Annotated in this window: 11 protein-coding genes; 9 read left to right on the forward strand and 2 right to left on the reverse strand. The window is 43.5% G+C overall.

The features are described 5' to 3' along the window. The first annotated feature begins 1 nt into the window (after position 1). Complete coding sequence (locus BACINT_RS04290) at positions 2-1,132, forward strand: aldose epimerase family protein (protein ID WP_007660863.1); 1,131 nt, start codon at positions 2-4, stop codon at positions 1,130-1,132. Between the two features lie 119 nt (positions 1,133-1,251). On the opposite strand, the gene BACINT_RS04295 is transcribed toward BACINT_RS04290, so the two are convergent. Continuing rightward, a complete protein-coding gene (locus BACINT_RS04295; protein ID WP_007660864.1) occupies positions 1,252-2,109 on the reverse strand; it encodes a helix-turn-helix domain-containing protein in 858 nt (285 codons plus the stop codon). Between the two features lie 219 nt (positions 2,110-2,328). On the opposite strand from BACINT_RS04295, the gene BACINT_RS04300 reads away from it, so the two are divergent. From BACINT_RS04300 to BACINT_RS04335, 8 genes are all read left to right on the forward strand, one after another. After that, positions 2,329-3,969 (forward strand): alpha-L-fucosidase, encoded by a 1,641-nt coding sequence (locus tag BACINT_RS04300; RefSeq protein ID WP_007660866.1) that lies wholly within the window; start codon positions 2,329-2,331, stop codon positions 3,967-3,969. 93 nt (positions 3,970-4,062) lie between these two features. Beyond that, entirely contained in the window at positions 4,063-7,140 is a 3,078-nt protein-coding gene (locus BACINT_RS04305; protein ID WP_007660867.1) for a SusC/RagA family TonB-linked outer membrane protein, read from the forward strand. Between the two features lie 24 nt (positions 7,141-7,164). Then, positions 7,165-8,850, forward strand: coding sequence for a RagB/SusD family nutrient uptake outer membrane protein (locus BACINT_RS04310; protein WP_007660869.1), 1,686 nt, complete (start codon positions 7,165-7,167; stop codon positions 8,848-8,850). A gap of 101 nt (positions 8,851-8,951) precedes the next feature. Then, a complete protein-coding gene (locus BACINT_RS04315) occupies positions 8,952-9,335 on the forward strand; it encodes an L-rhamnose mutarotase (RefSeq protein WP_007660871.1) in 384 nt (127 codons plus the stop codon). 73 nt (positions 9,336-9,408) lie between these two features. Next, the gene (locus BACINT_RS04320; protein ID WP_007660873.1) at positions 9,409-10,797 is read left to right on the forward strand and encodes a family 43 glycosylhydrolase; all 1,389 of its coding nucleotides are present in this window, start codon (positions 9,409-9,411) and stop codon (positions 10,795-10,797) included. Between the two features lie 12 nt (positions 10,798-10,809). Then, positions 10,810-12,390: a glycoside hydrolase family 43 protein gene (locus BACINT_RS04325; protein ID WP_044154767.1), complete on the forward strand. Its 1,581-nt coding sequence runs from the start codon at positions 10,810-10,812 to the stop codon at positions 12,388-12,390. 104 nt (positions 12,391-12,494) lie between these two features. Then, complete coding sequence (locus tag BACINT_RS04330; RefSeq protein WP_044154860.1) at positions 12,495-15,311, forward strand: TonB-dependent receptor; 2,817 nt, start codon at positions 12,495-12,497, stop codon at positions 15,309-15,311. A gap of 310 nt (positions 15,312-15,621) precedes the next feature. After that, the gene (locus BACINT_RS04335) at positions 15,622-16,554 is read left to right on the forward strand and encodes a metallophosphoesterase (RefSeq protein WP_007660884.1); all 933 of its coding nucleotides are present in this window, start codon (positions 15,622-15,624) and stop codon (positions 16,552-16,554) included. 107 nt (positions 16,555-16,661) lie between these two features. On the opposite strand, the gene BACINT_RS04340 is transcribed toward BACINT_RS04335, so the two are convergent. Further along, positions 16,662-18,683: an LruC domain-containing protein gene (locus BACINT_RS04340; protein ID WP_007660885.1), complete on the reverse strand. Its 2,022-nt coding sequence runs from the start codon at positions 18,681-18,683 to the stop codon at positions 16,662-16,664. Positions 18,684-18,920 lie beyond the last annotated feature (237 nt).

Below are 18,920 nucleotides of genomic sequence, written 5' to 3' on the forward strand. Positions count from 1 at the left end.
TATGAATAAACTGATGATTTTGGTATGTGCCGTCCTAGTGGTTGGATGTACCGCAACAACAAAAGAAGAACTGACTGAATCCGGATTGAAGCGAAGCGATTTCCAGACAGAAGTCGATGGTGAAAAGACAGACCTGTTTGTGTTGAAGAACAAAAACAACATGGAAGTTTGCATCACTAATTTCGGAGGCCGTATTGTATCGGTCATGGTTCCCGATAAAGATGGTAACATGAAGGATGTGGTTCTGGGATTCGACTCTATACAGGACTATATCAAATATCCGTCCGACTTCGGAGCAAGCATTGGACGATATGCCAACCGCATCAACCAAGGGCGCTTCACACTGGATGGTGTGGAGTACCAGTTGCCACAAAATAACTATGGTCATTGTCTGCATGGTGGACCGAAAGGTTTCCAGTACCGTGTATACAAAGGAGTACAAAAGAACGATCAGGAGGTACAACTGACTTATCTGGCAAAGGACGGAGAAGAAGGATTTCCCGGTAACCTGCAGTGTACGGTTACTATGAAGTTGACGGATGATAACGCCATCGATATTCAATATGAAGCCGAAACGGATAAGCCGACTATTGTCAATATGACCAATCATTCTTACTTCAATCTGGATGGTGATCCCACAACTGATAACTCTGCCTATCTGTTAACGTTGAATGCCGATAACTACACCCCGATAGACAGCACTTTCATGACAACAGGCGAGATTGCAACGGTAGAAGGAACTCCCATGGATTTCAGAAAGCCTACAGCAATCGGTGCAAATATCAATCAGGAGTTTGAACAGCTGAAGAGTGGAAACGGAATAGACCATAACTGGGTACTGAACACTCAAGGGGATGTAACTAAAGTATGCGCTACTCTTGAATCACCCAAAACCGGTATAGTTCTGGATGTTTATACCAATGAACCTGGCATACAGGTATATTGCGGAAACTTCCTAGATGGTACTCTGACGGGGAAGAAAGGCATTGTTTATAACTTCCGTGCAGCAGTTTGCCTGGAGACGGATAAATATCCCGATACGCCTAATAAACCGGAATGGCCGTCGGCAGTGTTAAGACCGGGAGAAAAGTACCAAAGCCAATGCATCTATAAATTCTCGGTACATAAGTAATACAAAGAGAATCTGGTCTCTATTATCCTGATATAAAAGAAGAATCTGCTTTCCCTGTGTATGAAAAAGAAGCAGATTCTTCTTTTTGTTTCGTAGAAGAGAGTGTATGGTGAACCGGATTAATGGTAGGAGTTCCGATACTCCTGCGGAGTAAGTCCTGTTGTCTTTTTAAAGAGCCGATTAAAATAAGAATAGTCATCAAAAGAAAGGGAAAAAGCCACGTTCTTTACAGACATCTCATCTGTTACCAGGATGAGTTGTGCTTTTTCTATTTTCTTCTGATTGATATATTTTGAAGGAGTCACACCAGTCTCTTTTTTGAATAAACGGATAAAATGATCTTTTGACAAACATGAGTTCTCAGACAGAGTTGTCAGGTCTATAGCCTCATAGATATGTTTGCGTATATAAAGAATAGCTTTCTCTATTCGATCGTCTTTCGTCTCTACTTTAACTTGCGCACGCTTTAAGAAATGTGCCAGTAACTGATATACAATACCACGTGATTCAACCTTATCACATAACGCACGCTGCTTGTTCTTCAGAAGATTCTCCATCAACGTTGAGTTATTATCATAAGTCGAAGGGTCCGACTTAGGCAAACTCATGTGAGGGTTTATTGCACATAGACGCTGAAATAGAGCCAAATCTAAATCACCGGCAGGTATCTCTACCGGAAATTCCCACTCATCTAATGAATTGGAATCTGACTGATGCTCTTCATAAATGTGCAGGTAGTAATGGCAAAAATAGGAATTGCATATATAACTATGTATAGTAAAAGCTGGAATAAAATACAGATAGTTTGGTTTTAAAATTTGTACGCTCCCCGATAACTGTATTTGGGCAGTCCCTTCCGTTATATAATATAAGCGCGTAAACGGACTATTTACATTCTTCCAGTTCCAATCTGCATTATGCACAGCTAAACCGACATTCAACACAAGAGGGTGTAACTTATCAACCAATGAAACCATAGTATATAGTATTTAGTAACTCGATAAAGGTAGGTGAATTTCTTTATCATTCAAAACGATTATCGATATTCTCAATATAAAAATCGTTTTTATCCTATCATATCAGATATATCCTATTTATATAATCGATATTTTCCAATACAAACACTTTTTAATCCTATTATAACTATTAATTAATCCATATCTTTGCAATGTACAATAGAAACAAAATTAATACCTATGAGAACCAGAATTTTATTAGCCTCTTTAGTTCTTTCAATAGGAACCTTATCTGCCCAGAACTATCAGGTTCCGGTTTCAGAAAAGAACGAACCTATGATGAAAGGTAAATTCCAACCTACATGGGAGTCTTTGGAGAATTACCAAGTTCCCGAATGGTTTAGGAACGCAAAATTCGGAATATGGGCGCATTGGGGACCTCAGTGTGTAGAAGGCTCGGGCGACTGGATGGCACGCTCCATGTATATGGAAGGAACATCAGAATATAAGCATCATGTAGAGCACTACGGTCATCCTTCTGAAGTGGGATTCAAAGACATCATCCCTTTATTTAAAGCAGAAAAATGGAATCCGGATGAACTGGTTGCATTCTATAAGAAAATAGGAGCGCAGTATTTCTTTGCTTTAGGTAACCATCACGATAACTTTGACCTTTGGGATAGTAAATATCAACCATGGAATTCAAAGAACATGGGTCCGAAACGTGATATCTTGGCAGAATGGGAAAAAGCGGCACGCAAATACGAGCTTCCATTTGGTATCAGTTTCCATGCTGACCATGCCTGGACCTGGTATGAACCCTCCCAACGTTATGACAGACACGGACCTAAAGCCGGTGTCCCTTACGATGGCACTTTAACAAAAGCGGATGGTAAAGGCAAATGGTGGGAAGGATACGACCCTCAGGATTTATATGCACAAAATCATCCGATGAGTAAAGGTAGCTGGGCGGATGGCATGATTCATAGCCAATGGGCTTGGGGAAACGGGGCATGTTTGCCTACTCAGGAATACTGCACAAACTTCTATGACCGTACCGTAGATGCCATCAACCGCTATAATCCCGATCTGATTTATTTTGATGTGACTGTAGCTCCATTCTATCCAATCAGTGATGCCGGACTGAAGATTGCGGCTCACTTCTATAACCACAATATGGCGACCCACAAAGGCAAGTTGGAAGCCGTCATGTTGAGTAAGATATTGGATGAAAACCAACGCAAAGCCATCGTCTGGGATGTAGAACGCGGTGCACCCAATGAAATAATGGAGCGACCCTGGCAGTCCTGTTCATGCATTGGCGGATGGCATTACACTACATCTGTCTATGAGAATAACTGGTATAAATCAGCCTCGGATGTCGCAAAACTGTTGATTGACATCGTAAGTAAGAATGGTAATCTGCTTCTCAGTGTTCCATTGCGGGCCGACGGTACGTTTGATGAAAAAGAAGAAAAGATACTGAATGAATTCGGCGAATGGATGAATATTAATAAAGAAGCTATCTACAGCACCCGACCTTGGGAAGTGTTCGGCGAAGGTCCGATAGCCGAAGCCGATATTAAAATCAATGCACAAGGATTCAACGAAGGAGCATATAGCAAAGCTACGGCACAAGAGATCCGTTTCACCCAAACCAAGAAGGATTTATATGCCACGGTTCTGGCTTGGCCGGAAAATGGAAATGTAATCATCAAATCATTAGCTGCCGACAGCAAACTATTTCCGCAAAAGATAAGGAAGGTAGAACTGCTCGGATATGGCCCGGTACGATTCAACCGCACAGCAGAAGGGCTTTCCATTAATCTGCCGGAGAAAAAGCTCAACAACATAGCTCCCGTCTTTAAAATAAAGAAATAAAATCATAAGGAATAAGAGAGTATTTATCGGCTTTTTCTTAAGTCGATAAGCTCTCGCTATACCTTAAAAATAACCCAATAATCAATTAAAATTATGAGAAACAGATTAACGTATGGACTTATGCAACCAATGAGATTCATAATGATCCTATTGGTTTGTCATCTTAGCAACGCTACTTGGGCACAAGTGCAAAGCAATGTGAAAGGCTTAGTTACCGATTCTTCTGGCGAACCCCTGATTGGGGTAAGCATATTGGTTAAAAGTACCAATAATGGAACTGTCAGCGATCTGGATGGTAAATTTACCGTAACAGCTAAAACCGGAGATATTCTCCATATCAGTTATGTAGGTTATATTTCTCAGGAGATAAAGGCAGAAGAGAATAAGCAGCTTCGCATCATTATGGAAGAAGATACGAAGAAGCTGGAAGAAGTTGTAATCGTAGGTTATGGTACACAAAAGAAGGTGAATCTGACAGGATCTGTATCTTCCATATCGGCCGAAGACTTAGCCAGCAAACCTGTGATGAGTACTGCACAAGCATTGGCAGGTTTAGCACCGGGACTGAGTGTTTTACAAACTTCCGGTCGTCCGGGAACAGGAGCAACGGTCAAAATACGTGGTACAGGTACCTTCTCCAATGCCGGAACAGATCCGTTAGTATTGATTGACGGTTTATCCGGGAATATAGACGATATAGACCCCAACGACATTCAGAGTATTTCTTTCCTGAAAGATGCCGCCTCAGCCTCTATTTACGGTAACCGTGCCGCTAATGGTGTCATCCTGGTTGAAACCAAAAAGGGAGTACAAGGAAAGACTACCATCACATACAGTAATTCTTTTGGTTGGCAACGTCCCACAGAGTTACCGGATTTCCTGCCATCATGGGAATATGCAGAATACTACAATATGGCTATGCGCAATATGGATAAGCAAGATGCCTACCTCCCTGAAGAGATACAGAAATTCAAAGACGGCTCAGACCCCGATAATTATCCTAATGTAAATCATCTGAAATGGCTATTGGAGTCAGGTTCCGGTTTCCAACATCAGCATAACGTCAGCATACAAGGCGGTAATGCCACAACGAACTACAACTTATCAATAGGCTACCGCAACCAGGAAGGTATGACGGCAAATACTTCTAACGAACGTATGACAGCATTATTCACTATGAAAAGTGAAATAGCTAAAGGACTTACCCTCAATCTGAATATTAACGCCTATAACAATAAATACAATGCTCCCAATGGAGAGCCTCAAAGTATTGATGGGATGATAGGATATGCCGTACGCCAGGGTCCTATCTATGCAGGCCAGAAGTCTGACGGCAGTTTTGGGTATCAGGACAATTACAGCCCGGAGGCATGGCTGGCAAGTGAATCTTTCGTGCAAAACATCAATAGAAATATCAGTGCTTCCGGTCAGTTGAAATGGGACACTCCTGTTGAAGGACTCTCTTTCATCGGAAAAGCAGGGGTTAATTACTGGACTAAGTATGACAAAGCTTATCGTGCGGATACTTATTTTGATGAAAGTAAGACTGTGGGACCGGCTTCTTTGAACGTCTGGACAGCCAACAATACATACACTACTTTCGAAGCATTGGCTACTTATGAAAAGCGGATAAAAGATCATAGTTTTAAGTTACTGGCAGGTACATCCGTAGAGCAATCAGCCAATAGAGGGTTAGAAGGTTACAGAAATACATTCCCCAATAACTATCTATATGAATTAGGTTCCGGTGACAAAGCAACAGCTACGAATAACAGTTCACTGGAAGAATACGCATTATTATCTTTCTTCGGACGTATCAATTACTCACTGAAAGACCGTTATCTGTTGGAAGCCAATTTGCGATATGATGGTTCTTCCCGTTTTGCAGACGGACATCGTTGGGGAATCTTCCCATCTGTATCTGCCGGATGGAGAATTTCAGAAGAAGACTTCTGGAAGAACAGTTCCGTTTCTAATATATTCGATAATCTGAAGGTTCGCGCTTCCTACGGTGTATTGGGAAATCAAAACATCGGTGTCTATCCGTATCAGCAAACTTACAGCCTTGGACAAGATTATCCTTTTGGCAATCCTGCCGCCCTGCAACCCGGTGCTGCCGCAGGAACTTATAATAATCCGGAAATAACCTGGGAGAAGACAGCTATCACGGATATCGGTTTGGATTTCAGTCTGTTTAACGGACGCTTTACCGGTACTTTGGACTACTTCTATAAATATACCTCAGACATTCTGGCACCGGTAGAAGTATCCAGCATAATGGGACGCGGGGTTGGACAGTCAAACATTGGTGCTGTATCCAATAAGGGTATCGAGGTGAATCTTACTTATAACGGACAAATCGGACGTAACTTCCGCTTTAGCATCTCTCCTAACTTTACCTGGGTAAAGAATGCCGTAGAGAAACTGGCAAATGGTGCTACTGAAGAAATCAATAATAACCGTATTGTGGGACAACCTATCGGAATAATTTATGGTTACGAGACAGATGGTTTATTCGTAGACCAGGCTGAAATAGATGCAGCTCCCGAACAATTGGTTGGTAAATCAAGCCTAAAACCGGGCTATGTGAAATACAAAGACATCAGCGGTCCTGACGGAGTGCCTGATGGCAAAGTGGATGCACAATATGACCGCACCGTATTAGGAAGCACCACCCCTAAATTCTATTATGGTCTGAATCTGTCAGCATCTTACAAAGGACTCGATTTCTCCGCTTTACTGCAAGGTTTGGGAGGACACAAACGCCTCATCGGTTCTTATATGGCCTATGCATTTTACAATGGGGGACAAATCCAGAGATGGCAGGCAGATAATTGCTGGACAGAAGCAAATCCCAATAAATGGGCAGAATATCCACGTTTGGAAACTCTGAATATGAATAATACAAACCTTCAGACCTCTGATTACTGGGTACGTAATGCCAGTTTCCTGCGTGTGAAGAATGTGCAAATAGGATATACCTTCCCCAAAACATGGACAAAGAAAATAGGAATGGAAAATGTACGTGTCTATGTGAGCGGGCAGAATCTGTTCTCTTTCAACAGTTTCTATAAAGGTTGGGACCCGGAAAATGAAATTGCTACAGGAGATGGTCCATCCTATTATCCTATCAATAGCATCTATTCATTTGGATTTAATATCAAGTTCTAAGTTAACGATTCAATCAAGAACAATATGAAAAATATATATCATACATTAGAAATAACAAAAGCCTGTTTAGTTACTTTGGCTTTATCATTGGTAACAGTAAGTTGTTCAGACTTATTAGATAAAGAACCTCCTTCATCTATTTCTGATGGTAGCTTTTGGACAGGTGAAGGAGATGCTATGCTGGCATTGACCGGATGTTATCGTTTCCAGACCGGCTGGTCGCATGATGATTTTGCCACCCCACAAGGATTGCTCTATCTGGACTTTGCCGGAGGAAATGGTACGGAAAAAGAAAACTTTTCCACATTGATGGCAAGTTCCAACACAGTTGCCACCAATAGTAATCTGCGCTGGTTTTGGGGAAACGCCTATACCCAGATAGCCAAATACAATGTCTTCCTGGAAAATATAACGGACTGTCCTATGGATGGAGATAAAAAAGGAATCTGGTCAGCCGAAGTGAAATGCCTGCGTGCCTATTTCTTATTCAATCTTGCATTTTATTATAAAGATGTACCGATGCCATTGAAAACATTGTCAGTAGAAGAAGCTAACACCATCTCACAAACTCCACAAGCGGACGTCTATGCTCAAGTGGAAACTGATTTGAAAGCAGCCATCAATCTATTGCCAACCAAATACTCGTCGGAAGAATATGGACGTTTCACGAAAGGAGCAGCACAAGTATTGTTAAGCCGTCTCTATCTGGCACAAGAGAAATGGTCGGAAGCCGCTGCTGTTTTGCGTAGCGTCATTGATTCCGGAATATATGAACTAGATCGCCGTTATGGTGAAGATAGTTATGAAAAGCTATTCCAGATAGGCGGAGAATATAGTCCTGAAACAATATTCTGCATCATGGGAGTAAAGGACTTATATACAAATTCACGTTATCAATATTTGTATCCTGAGGCTGCTTACGGTGGTTGGCACCAATTTGCCCCTTATAATGAACTGGTCAAAGAGTACTTTTGTACAGACGGTAAGGATATAAAAACATCTGAAGTATATGATGAAAATGACCCCTATGCAAATCGTGATTTACGTTTATATGCGTCCGTCTTCTTGCCGCCATTGGGAAGTTATCCGGGAACCAAATATAATGATATAACCTACGACTGTTTCAAAGGTGCCAACACTTCAGATTACTATAACAAGTTTGCCCTGTTTAATGGTTATTGCCCCAAGAAAGGATGTGATCCTTCCATAATCAACAATTTGGGAGCTACTCCCACTTATACGCCGATAATGCGTTATGCAGAAGTCTTGTTAAGCTATCTGGAAGCTTTGAACGAAGCTCAACCAAGTGCCGTAGACCAAGACATTCTCGACCTTACAATAAACGACATTCGTGACCGTGTAAAATTAACAAAGCTTGAAAAAGCCAATATGTCTCAGGAACTAATCCGTGAAGCTGTCCGCAAAGAAAGGCGGGTTGAACTGGCTTTTGAAGGCCTGCGTTATTATGATGTATTGCGTTGGGGCATTGCCGAAAAAGAGTTGAACCATACATTCACAGGCGTTAAACTATCAGACGATCCCAAAGCCCGGAATTATCGGGGAAGCGGAACTGCAGCTTCTCCGGTTGATGAAGACATGTATTATCAGTTTGAGAAACGCACCTGGTCACCTCATAACCGTTATTTCCCAATACCACAGAATGATCTGAATGTCAATAAGAACCTCAAACAGAATACAGGATACAATTAGTTTTTATTTAATGGACAAGTAATTAATAGGTATGGTTAAGTATCCGGAACTTTGTCTCCGGATACTTATATTATTATATAGTTTTTTAATGCAATAAGATTATGACAAATAAAGGATATCAAGTAAAGGAATACCATTGCCCGGTAAAAAGATATTGCCAGACTATGGATTTAAAAGACAATCCAAAACTAATTAAGGAATACATCAGGTGCCACAGCAAACCTGAAGCCTGGCCGGAAATAAGAGCCGGCATTCGTTCAGTAGGTATTTTAGAGATGGAAATCTATATATTAGGTTCCCGGTTATTCATGATTATAGAAACACCGCTTGACTTCGATTGGGAAACAGCTATGGACAAGCTTTCTCATTTACCCAGACAAGCAGAATGGGAAGAGTATGTATCCAAATTTCAGGAGTGTGTACCTACAAGCACCTCTGCAGAGAAATGGAAATTGATGGAGCGAATGTTTCATCTATATGAATAGTAAGAATTCTGATAGAAAAGCTTTACTTTGCTTTTTCTTAAAGTAGGTATAACCTTAAAACGATTATAATATTATGAAGAAAAGTCTTTTTACCAGTTTAATGTTAGGGATTCTGATTTCAGAGCCACTAACAGCGCAGACAGGAGCAGACAATCCTTTCGGTAACGCTTTGATACCTGATATGATTGCAGATGCAAGCATTCAGGAAATAAACGGAACGTTCTATTGTTATGCTACCACTGACGGATATGGTCGGGGATTGGAAACTTCGGGACCGCCTGTGGTATGGAAATCAAAGGACTTTGTTCATTGGAGCTTTGACGGTACTTATTTCCCTTCTGCCGCGAAAGAAAAGTACTGGGCACCCAGCAAGGCTGTCGCTGCCAATGGTAAATACTACATTTATCCGACAATAAACGGATATATGTATCCCGCAGTAGCGGATAGTCCGGATGGTCCTTTCAGGCTGGCCCGCGGAAAAGATGAGTTTCATAAACCTTTCACGACTTCCACCTTATTACAAACAGAAGATCCCGGAGGCATTGATGCTGAGGTGTTTATTGATGACGACGGTCAGGCTTATGTGTTCTGGGGACGCAGGCATGTGGCTAAACTTAATAAAGACATGATAACGGTGAATTCGGACATTCAAATGATCTCCACTCCCCGCAAAGAATATTCCGAAGGACCCATTTTCTTTAAAAGACAAGGAATATACTATTATTTATACACCATTGGAGGAGACGAAAAGTATCAGTACGCCTATGTGATGAGCAAGGTTTCTCCAATGGGGCCGTTTGAATTTCCCAAGCAGGATATCATTTCCACGACTGATTATAAGAAGGGCGTCTTCGGTCCGGGACATGGTTGTGTATTCAGTCCGGAAGGAACGGATGATTATTATTTCGCTTATCTGGAGTTTGGACGGCGTAGTACAAACCGGCAAACTTATGTAAACCGATTGGAGTTTAATGAAGACGGCACCATCCGGCCTGTCGAACTTACTCTGGATGGAGTGGGTGCCTTGCGGAAGGTAAAGCGGGAGAAGAAAATAAAGGTAGACACCATTTATGCGTCCAGTATAGCAGAGCCTTTACACATCAAACCGATGAAGGATACTTTGTGCCGCCGAACAGAATATTTCGTTCCCGCTTTTGCAGCAGACGGGGCCAATGGCTCGCGGTGGATGGCGGCTGACAGGGATAATGAAAGCTGGATTGTTGCAGATTTGGGAACAACCAGAAAGGTGCGCCGCAGTGAAGTCTACTTTGTGCGTCCCACAGCCGGACATGCCTATCTGCTTGAAGGTTCGAACGATGGAAAGGTATGGGAAGCTTGTGGAGGACATGAAGATATAAGAATACAGTCGCCGCATACGGATGCACCAGGCAAGAAATACCGGTATCTCAGGATAAAGATATCAGAGGGCGTAAAAGGAATTTGGGAATGGAATATTTACTAATAAGAAGTTATTATGAAACACCTATTAGCACTCATCTTTTGCGTATATTTTAGCGGCTGCCTGATGGGGCAGCAACAAGCCGAATGGGGGAACTGGAAAAACTGGGGCGACCAGGAAGACGGTACCTACCTGAACCCCATCATTCCGTCAGATTATAGCGATATTGATTGTATCCGGGTGGGTGAAGACTATTACGCGATATCCTCCACCTTCCAGTTCTCTCCGGGAATGACGCTGCTACACTCCAAAGACCTGGTGAACTGGGAAATATGCAGCAATATTATAGATGATCTGATCCAAATAAGTGAATCCCTGAACTGGACCCGCATGGACCGCTATGGCCGTGGCGTGTGGGCCGGAACCCTCCGCCATCATAACGGGCGTTTCTATTTATTCTTCGGTACACCCGACGAAGGGTACTTCATGACCTCTGCCGCTCACCCCGAAGGTCCGTGGGAACCACTGACACCACTTCTTGCCGAAGCAGGTTGGGACGATTGTACTGCAATGTGGGATGACAACGGAAAAGCCTACTTTGTTGGCACCCATTTTGCCGACGGATATAAGACCTATCTCTTTAAGATGGCTGAAGATGGGAAAAGCATTGACCGGAAATCTGCGGTACTCATCAATTCGGGCAGTGGCAGGGAAGCCAGTAAATTGATTAAGGTGAACGGCTGGTATTATCTGATTTTCAGTGAGCATAAGCCGGGAGTGGGCCGTTACGTCATGGCAAAGCGTTCCAGGAAGTTAACAGGACCCTATAAAGAAGAAAAACAGTTGGCATTACCCAGTTGTGAAGCTATGGAACCGAATCAAGGAGGTATTATCCTGGGAAAGGACAATAACTGGTATTTTCTTACCCATCATGGAACAGGGGACTGGAGCGGGCGAATTGTCAGTCTGCTACCCGTTACGTGGGTAGATGGCTGGCCCATACCGGGTGAAGTGCTTCCCCAGAACATCGGTGCAATGAAATGGAGTGGAAAGATGCCTTTCAAATATATTGAGAAACTATCTATCAAGCGTAGTGATGATTTCGACGATGAACGGCTTGCCCCGCAGTGGCAGTGGAACTATCAGCCGAGGAAGGAATACTTTTCACTCACCGAACGTCCGGGCTGGTTACGCCTGAAAGCTTACCGACCCTTAGAGGCCGATAAACTTCTGAAAGCCGGCAATACACTTACGCAGAGGACTTTCAGAAAGCAGGATAATGAGGTCGTGATAAAGATGGATATTTCCAATATGAAAGACGGACAAAAGAACGGGCTTTGCCACTTCTCTTCACAACATTCGGCCATTGGCATAGTAAAAGAAGAGGGTACCTGCTATCTGGAATATAGAAAGAATGATAACATAACAAGAGGAATCCCCATCCGGTCGCAATATGTATGGCTTAGGACGCAGTGGGGGTTAGATGGTAAATCCCATTATTATTATAGTCTGGACGGGGATAACTTCCTGCCGTTTGGAGAGCCCTATCAATTGGTATGGGGAAACTATCGGGGTGACCGCGTAGGCATTTATTGTTTTAATGATAAGGGAGAGGCCGGTTTCGTAGATGTGGATTATTTCCATTACCGATTGTAACCGGAATGTATCATATTTGTTACCGATTCTTAAATTTGCCGCAAAACGTATGAAACGCCACGTCTCTACTTTTGCGGCAAATTAATCAACGAATGACAACAGGTATGAAACACATTGTTAAAGTATTCACGCTCTTATTCTTATTTCTAACAGTCGGCAGCACAGCAAAAGCCGACGAGAAAGTAAACGTAGTGAAACAGGGCACCGTACGCGGCCGCATCATTGATGCCACAAAACAAACCCTTCCGGGTGCCTCCATCTACATCGAGAAACTGCATGCCGGAGTGACGAGCGACGTCAATGGCTTCTACACTTTCCCCAATCTGGAACCGGGGACGTATACCGTAAAAGTAAGTTATGTGGGCTATTCACCCGTAGAACTGAAAATAACCATTCCCGAAGGACGCACTTTAGAAAAAGACGTAGTGATGAATGAAGGAGTGGAACTACAGGAAGTAGTGGTAGGCGGCGCCTTTCAGGGACAACGCCGCGCCGTCAATTCGCAGAAGAACAGCCTCGGCATCAAGAATGTAGTGTCTGCCGACCAGGTAGGCAAGTTCCCCGACTCCAACATAGGTGATGCACTGAAACGCATCTCGGGTATCAACGTACAGTACGACCAGGGTGAAGCCCGCTTCGGACAAGTACGCGGCACCTCTGCCGACATGAGTTCCGTCACTATCAACGGCAACCGCGTTCCTTCTGCCGAAGGTGATACGCGCAACGTGCAACTGGACCTCATCCCGGCAGATATGATACAGACCATCGAAGTGAACAAAGTAGTCACCCCAGATATGGATGCCGACGCCATCGGTGGTTCCATCAATCTGATTACGAAGAACTCTCCTTATAAACGCTTCATCAGTGCCACCGCCGGAACAGGCTACAACTGGATTAGCGACAAAGCACAACTGAACCTGGGTTTCACCTATGGTGACCGCTTCTTCAACGACAAACTGGGACTCATTCTTTCCGCTTCCTATCAGAACTCCCCCTCCGGCTCGGATGACATCGAATTTGTATGGGACAAGGACGTAGAAACCGGAGAACTTTGCATCACCGACTATCAGGTGCGCCAATACTACGTCACCCGCGAACGCCAAAGCTACTCCGCCGCACTGGACTGGGACATCAACGAAAACCACAAGCTGACTTTCAAAGGCATCTTCAACAACCGCAACGACTGGGAAAACCGTTACCGCCTCAACGTGAAAGGTATCAATCTGGAAGAAGACGACAATGGCAACGAATATTGTTCCATCAACAACAAAGGCGCCGTGCGCGTGCAGACCAAAGGCGGCACGCCCGACAACCGCAACGCCCGTCTGGAACGTCAGCGCACGATGGACTTCACCCTCGGCGGCGAGCACCTCTTCGGCAAACTGGACACGAAGTGGAGCGTCAACTACGCCAAAGCCAGCGAAGAACGTCCCAACGAACGCTACATCGACTATCAACTGAAGAAACAGAAGTTCACAATGGATTTGAGCGATGAGCGCAAGCCGTTGCTTACTCCGCAGGAAGGTTCGGCTATGTATCTGAACGACGATTTCAGCCTGAAAGAGGTGACGGAGCAACAGGAAGATATTCAAGAGAAGGACTTCAAGTTCAAGCTCGATTTCAGCTTGCCGCTCACAAAAGGAAAGTTCGGCAATCATCTGCGCTTCGGAACCAAGGTGGTGCATAAGACTAAAGATAAAGAGATTGATTTCTACGAATACACCCCGCTGGATGAAGACGGTTTCGACAAAGCCAGTCTGGCGGCTGCCGTAGACCAGAACCGGGACGGATACATGCCGGGCAAGCAATATAAAGCCGGTAGCTTCATAAGCAAGGAGTATCTGGGAGAACTTGACTTGAACAATGCAAGTCTGTTTGAAAAGAACCAGGTGCAGGAAGAGCTTGCCACCAACTTCAACGCCAAAGAAACCGTTGCGGCAGGTTATCTGCGTTTCGACCAGAAACTGGGTGAGAAGTGGGACTTGATGCTGGGCCTGCGTCTGGAGAATACACATGTGAAATATTCGGGTAGCCAGTATGATGCGGACGAAGACAAGACCACCCGCACAGCCTACGAGTCGGACAGTTATCTGAATGTGCTTCCTTCCGTTCTTGTGAAGTATGATGTAAACGATGACTTCAAGGTGCGTGCCTCGTTCACCAATACAATTGCACGACCTAAGTATGCGGCCTTGGCACCGAATATTACGATTAAGCGTAGCGACAACTCCATCTCTTTGGGTAATCCGGGCCTGAAACCCACCATTTCTTATAACTTCGACCTGAGCGGTGAGTATTACTTCAAGAGCATCGGTCTTGTCAGTGCCGGTGTCTTCTACAAGAAAATCAATGATTTCATCGTAGACCAGACTATGCGCAACTACAATTACAACGGAACCACGTATACCAAGTTCAGCCAGCCGCGCAACTCGGGCAACGCCGACCTGCTGGGTGTGGAGGTAGCTTATCAGCGCGACTTCAGTTTCATAGCCCCGGCCTTGAAATGCATCGGCTTCTACGGAACATACACTTACTCTTACTCCCGCGTGGATAACTTCAACTTCGAGGGACGTGAGAATGAAAGCGGTCTGCGCCTGCCGGGTTCTCCGGAGCACACGGCCAATGCTTCGCTCTTCTTTGAGAAATCCGGCGTGAGCCTCCGCCTTTCTTACAACTATGCATCGGCATTTATCGACGAGATGGGAGCGGAGAAGTTCTACGACCGCTATTACGATGCAGTGAATTATATGGATGCCAACGCCAGCTATACTTTCGGAAAGAAACTGAAAACAACATTCTATGCCGAAGCCACCAATTTGCTGAACCAGCCTTTGCGCTACTATCAGGGAACGAAGGAGCGGACGATGCAGAGCGAACATTACGGAGTGAAAGTAAATGCAGGTGTGAAAATTAACTTCTAATAAAGTAACTGCACAATATATTGCAGAGATTTGTCAGAATTTATCAATAGCAATACAGCTTTTTATAACATTCTGATTATCAATATCATTAAACCATGCCCTATTCAGTATACGACTGAACCCTATTAAGTATACGACTGAATGGCATTCAGTATACGAGTGAATTAGGTTCAATATACGACTATTATAGGAGGACACATCATTTGTAAACAATATACACCACTACTCTGCTTTTTCAGTTCATAACCGCAACAGAAAGGAAACAAATTAATTCCGCCAACAAATTAATAACAATCAAATCAATATAATAATGAAAAAAGTATTCTTTCTCCTTTTAGTTGTCCTCCTCAGCAACTGGGCAACCGCACAGATAACGGATTATTCCATCTTCGACAAGAAATTCAACTTCTACGTTGCCAACGACCTGGGCCGTAACGGTTATTACGACCAGAAGCCCATAGCCGAATTGATGGGAACCATGGCCGAAGAAGTCGGTCCCGAGTTCGTAGTCGCCACCGGAGACATCCACCATTTTGAAGGCGTGCGCAGCGTGAACGACCCTCTGTGGATGACCAACTACGAACTCATCTACTCCCACCCGGAACTGATGATTGACTGGTTTCCCGTACTTGGCAACCACGAATACCGCGGCAACACGCAAGCAGTAATGGACTACACCAACATCAGCCGCCGCTGGACCATGCCCGCCCGCTACTATACAAAAGCATTTGAGGACAAAGGAATCACTATCCGTATCGTCTGGATAGACACAGCCCCCATGATGGACAAATACCGCAATGACTCCGCCACCTATCCCGACGCTTGCAAACAAGACTTGCAAAAACAACTCGCCTGGATTGATTCAGTGCTGGCCAATGCCAAAGAAGACTGGATTATCGTAGCCGGACACCACCCCATCTACGCCGAAACTCCGAAGGACGATAGCGAACGCCTGGATATGCAGAAGCGACTCGATCCGATACTCCGTAAGCACAAAGTAGACATGTATATCTGCGGGCACATTCATAACTTCCAGCATATCCGCAAGGCGGGAAGCAATATCGATTACGTTGTCAACTCAGCCGGTTCGCTTGCCCGCAAGGTGAAACCGACAGAAGGAACCGTATTCTGCAGTCCTGAACCGGGTTTTTCCATAATATCTGCGGACAAAAAAACGCTAACACTACGAATGATCGATAAAAAAGGGAACATACTGCATACCGTAACACGCAACTCACAGTAAGCTTTTCACAAAAATAAGAGGGTGTTTACTCCTTGCTCATTAACCAGGCAATTGAGTAAACACCCTCTTATTTATCTTTTCCTTTTTACTTCTCCAATGAGAAAATATCAATTGGCAGACTTCTGATAATTCTTATACCAATCTGTATATTCTTTACCATCCGATTCTACCCATTTCTCGAAATCGGGATATTCTTTATCTATCGTCACAGTCTCCGTTACAGAAGTGAAAGTGCCGGGTATTGAAATGGCAAACGGGTGTTTTCCATCCTTATTTACATAGTAAGCATCTGCCTCTTTACCTATCTGATCAGAATTTGCCAAGTTAGTAGCTTTAGACTTTGGCAAATGCACTTCAGTACGATTGTCTTTTCCAGCCCCCTCATAGTTCACAATGATATAAGGATTCAATATTGAGTTTCCAACTTTTAAGGCATCCTTCTTCATGGCGCCAGCAGCAAATGTACGGGTAATCACGAACTTCTGATTTCTCACATCCATAGCATTGGGGAAGAGAATAATAGAATTAGTTTGCGTTTCATCCACAGCACCGGATGGCAGAACCATTTCGCCGCGTTGATCTGTGGCATACTGTACGGCAAACGCATTCCTGTTCGTGGCAGCACCCACCTTTTGTACCGGTTCGTAGGTTTCTTTCACCTCACTCACGTAATTATCTTTATTGAAGGTAATGGAACGATGGTATTCTATGATAACATCATTCAGGTCATAGTCACCTCCCGAAGGCCAGATATCCTCATAGGCAAAAGACATATAATTGTTCTCTGTTTCAGAAACTTCCGGTTCATCTGGATCTATGACAGGACGGTCAGGGTCTTGGATGGCTTCATTAGGATTCGCATCAATACAGAAGAGGAGATCTTCGTAACTGCTGTCTCCACCATCTTCTACGCCATAGACCACAGTACCCCCTTCGGCTGAAAGAGAGATAAAGCGGGCTTTCTGACCTTGATAGTTCTTATTCCACTCTTCATTAGAATAAACGAAACTCTTATCTGTATCAATGAAACCGTCATGGCCTTTACTACCACATTTAAAACCGTCAGCAATAATAAAGTAGCCGATGGTATACCCTGCCGGAAATTTGGTGGAAAGATTACCCTGATCGTCCTGAAAGAGAAGTTGCACCTTCCGGTTCGTTTCCAAAGGAGCATTTCTACTACCATAATTAGTAGCTCCTCCCGGCACTTTATCGTACCAATTCAAATAAGGTACATTACCTTTAATTGAAGCATTCGGGAAGATAACGATTTTCTTCACTTGATCAGGAGCCGCAGGACATTCACCGGTCTTATAATAATAATACCCCACTACATTCTGATACCAACAGGATTCTGTTAAAAAAGTAAAGAACAATTCAGCATCTGCCACTGTTACGATTTGACCTTGTTCATTTTGATAGGCCTTTGCAATAGTAGTATTAACGTGCTCAGTATCTCTCACATAATTTGAATTATTCAATTTATCTGGTTTACTGCTTTTACCTTTCCACAAGGCCTTTTGTACGTTATTGATAAACTTACTACTAATAACCTTATTATCCTCAATCAGACCATTGATATCCCCAGGTTTTCCGTAACTATCACTAATCTCCACCAAGGAATACACTTTCTGTGCATTATTGACTGTAACTAACTTCAAATTTGACTTCGCCCGTGTAGCAGCTACCGCCCGCGAAGCAGCGTCCGTCTCGTTCACCGTCACCTTTCCATTCTCCACACTAGCTTCCACACACATGGGAACACCCCAGGTAGGCGAGAAAACATACACAACTTTAGCAGCCGTAGGCAATTCCACATCGCCAACGAAACGTCCTTTTGCATCTGCAAATATTTTATAAACTGGTTCACCCTGAATAACGAACGAACCTGTTTCATTGTAAGAGATTGGATATTCTGTAAAGATTTCTATTAAGGCATTACTGCCAATCTCCCCATAGTTGACCTCGAACGCCACATTAGTAGTTGTGGTAAAATCGAAGTATTCACTTTCTGGCTTTAAGACGGTCGGGTCCTTATCAGGATCATAAACATCTTTATCCATGCATCCTGCCAGTGCGAGCATAGCGAAACACGCACCCATTCCAAGTAATTGATTAACTCTCATCATTTGGTTTATGTTTGTAAAAAAATAGTAGGTTCTCGTTTTGTCTCACAAAGATATAAAATACAATAAATGTATCCAAATAACCAAGGATAAAGTTGCATTTATTATGCAAAATATTTATTTTTAGGAAAAGAGACTGTGGAAAGAAGTCTATTTCGAGAGCTATTTTCTTTCTATAGATTTAAGTTGAGTGGAAGTATAATATCAGACAAAAAAAGAAAGAATATCAGTAGAAAACGC

The sequence above is a fragment of the Bacteroides intestinalis DSM 17393 genome (genome assembly GCF_000172175.1).
GTDB lineage: Bacteria > Bacteroidota > Bacteroidia > Bacteroidales > Bacteroidaceae > Bacteroides > Bacteroides intestinalis.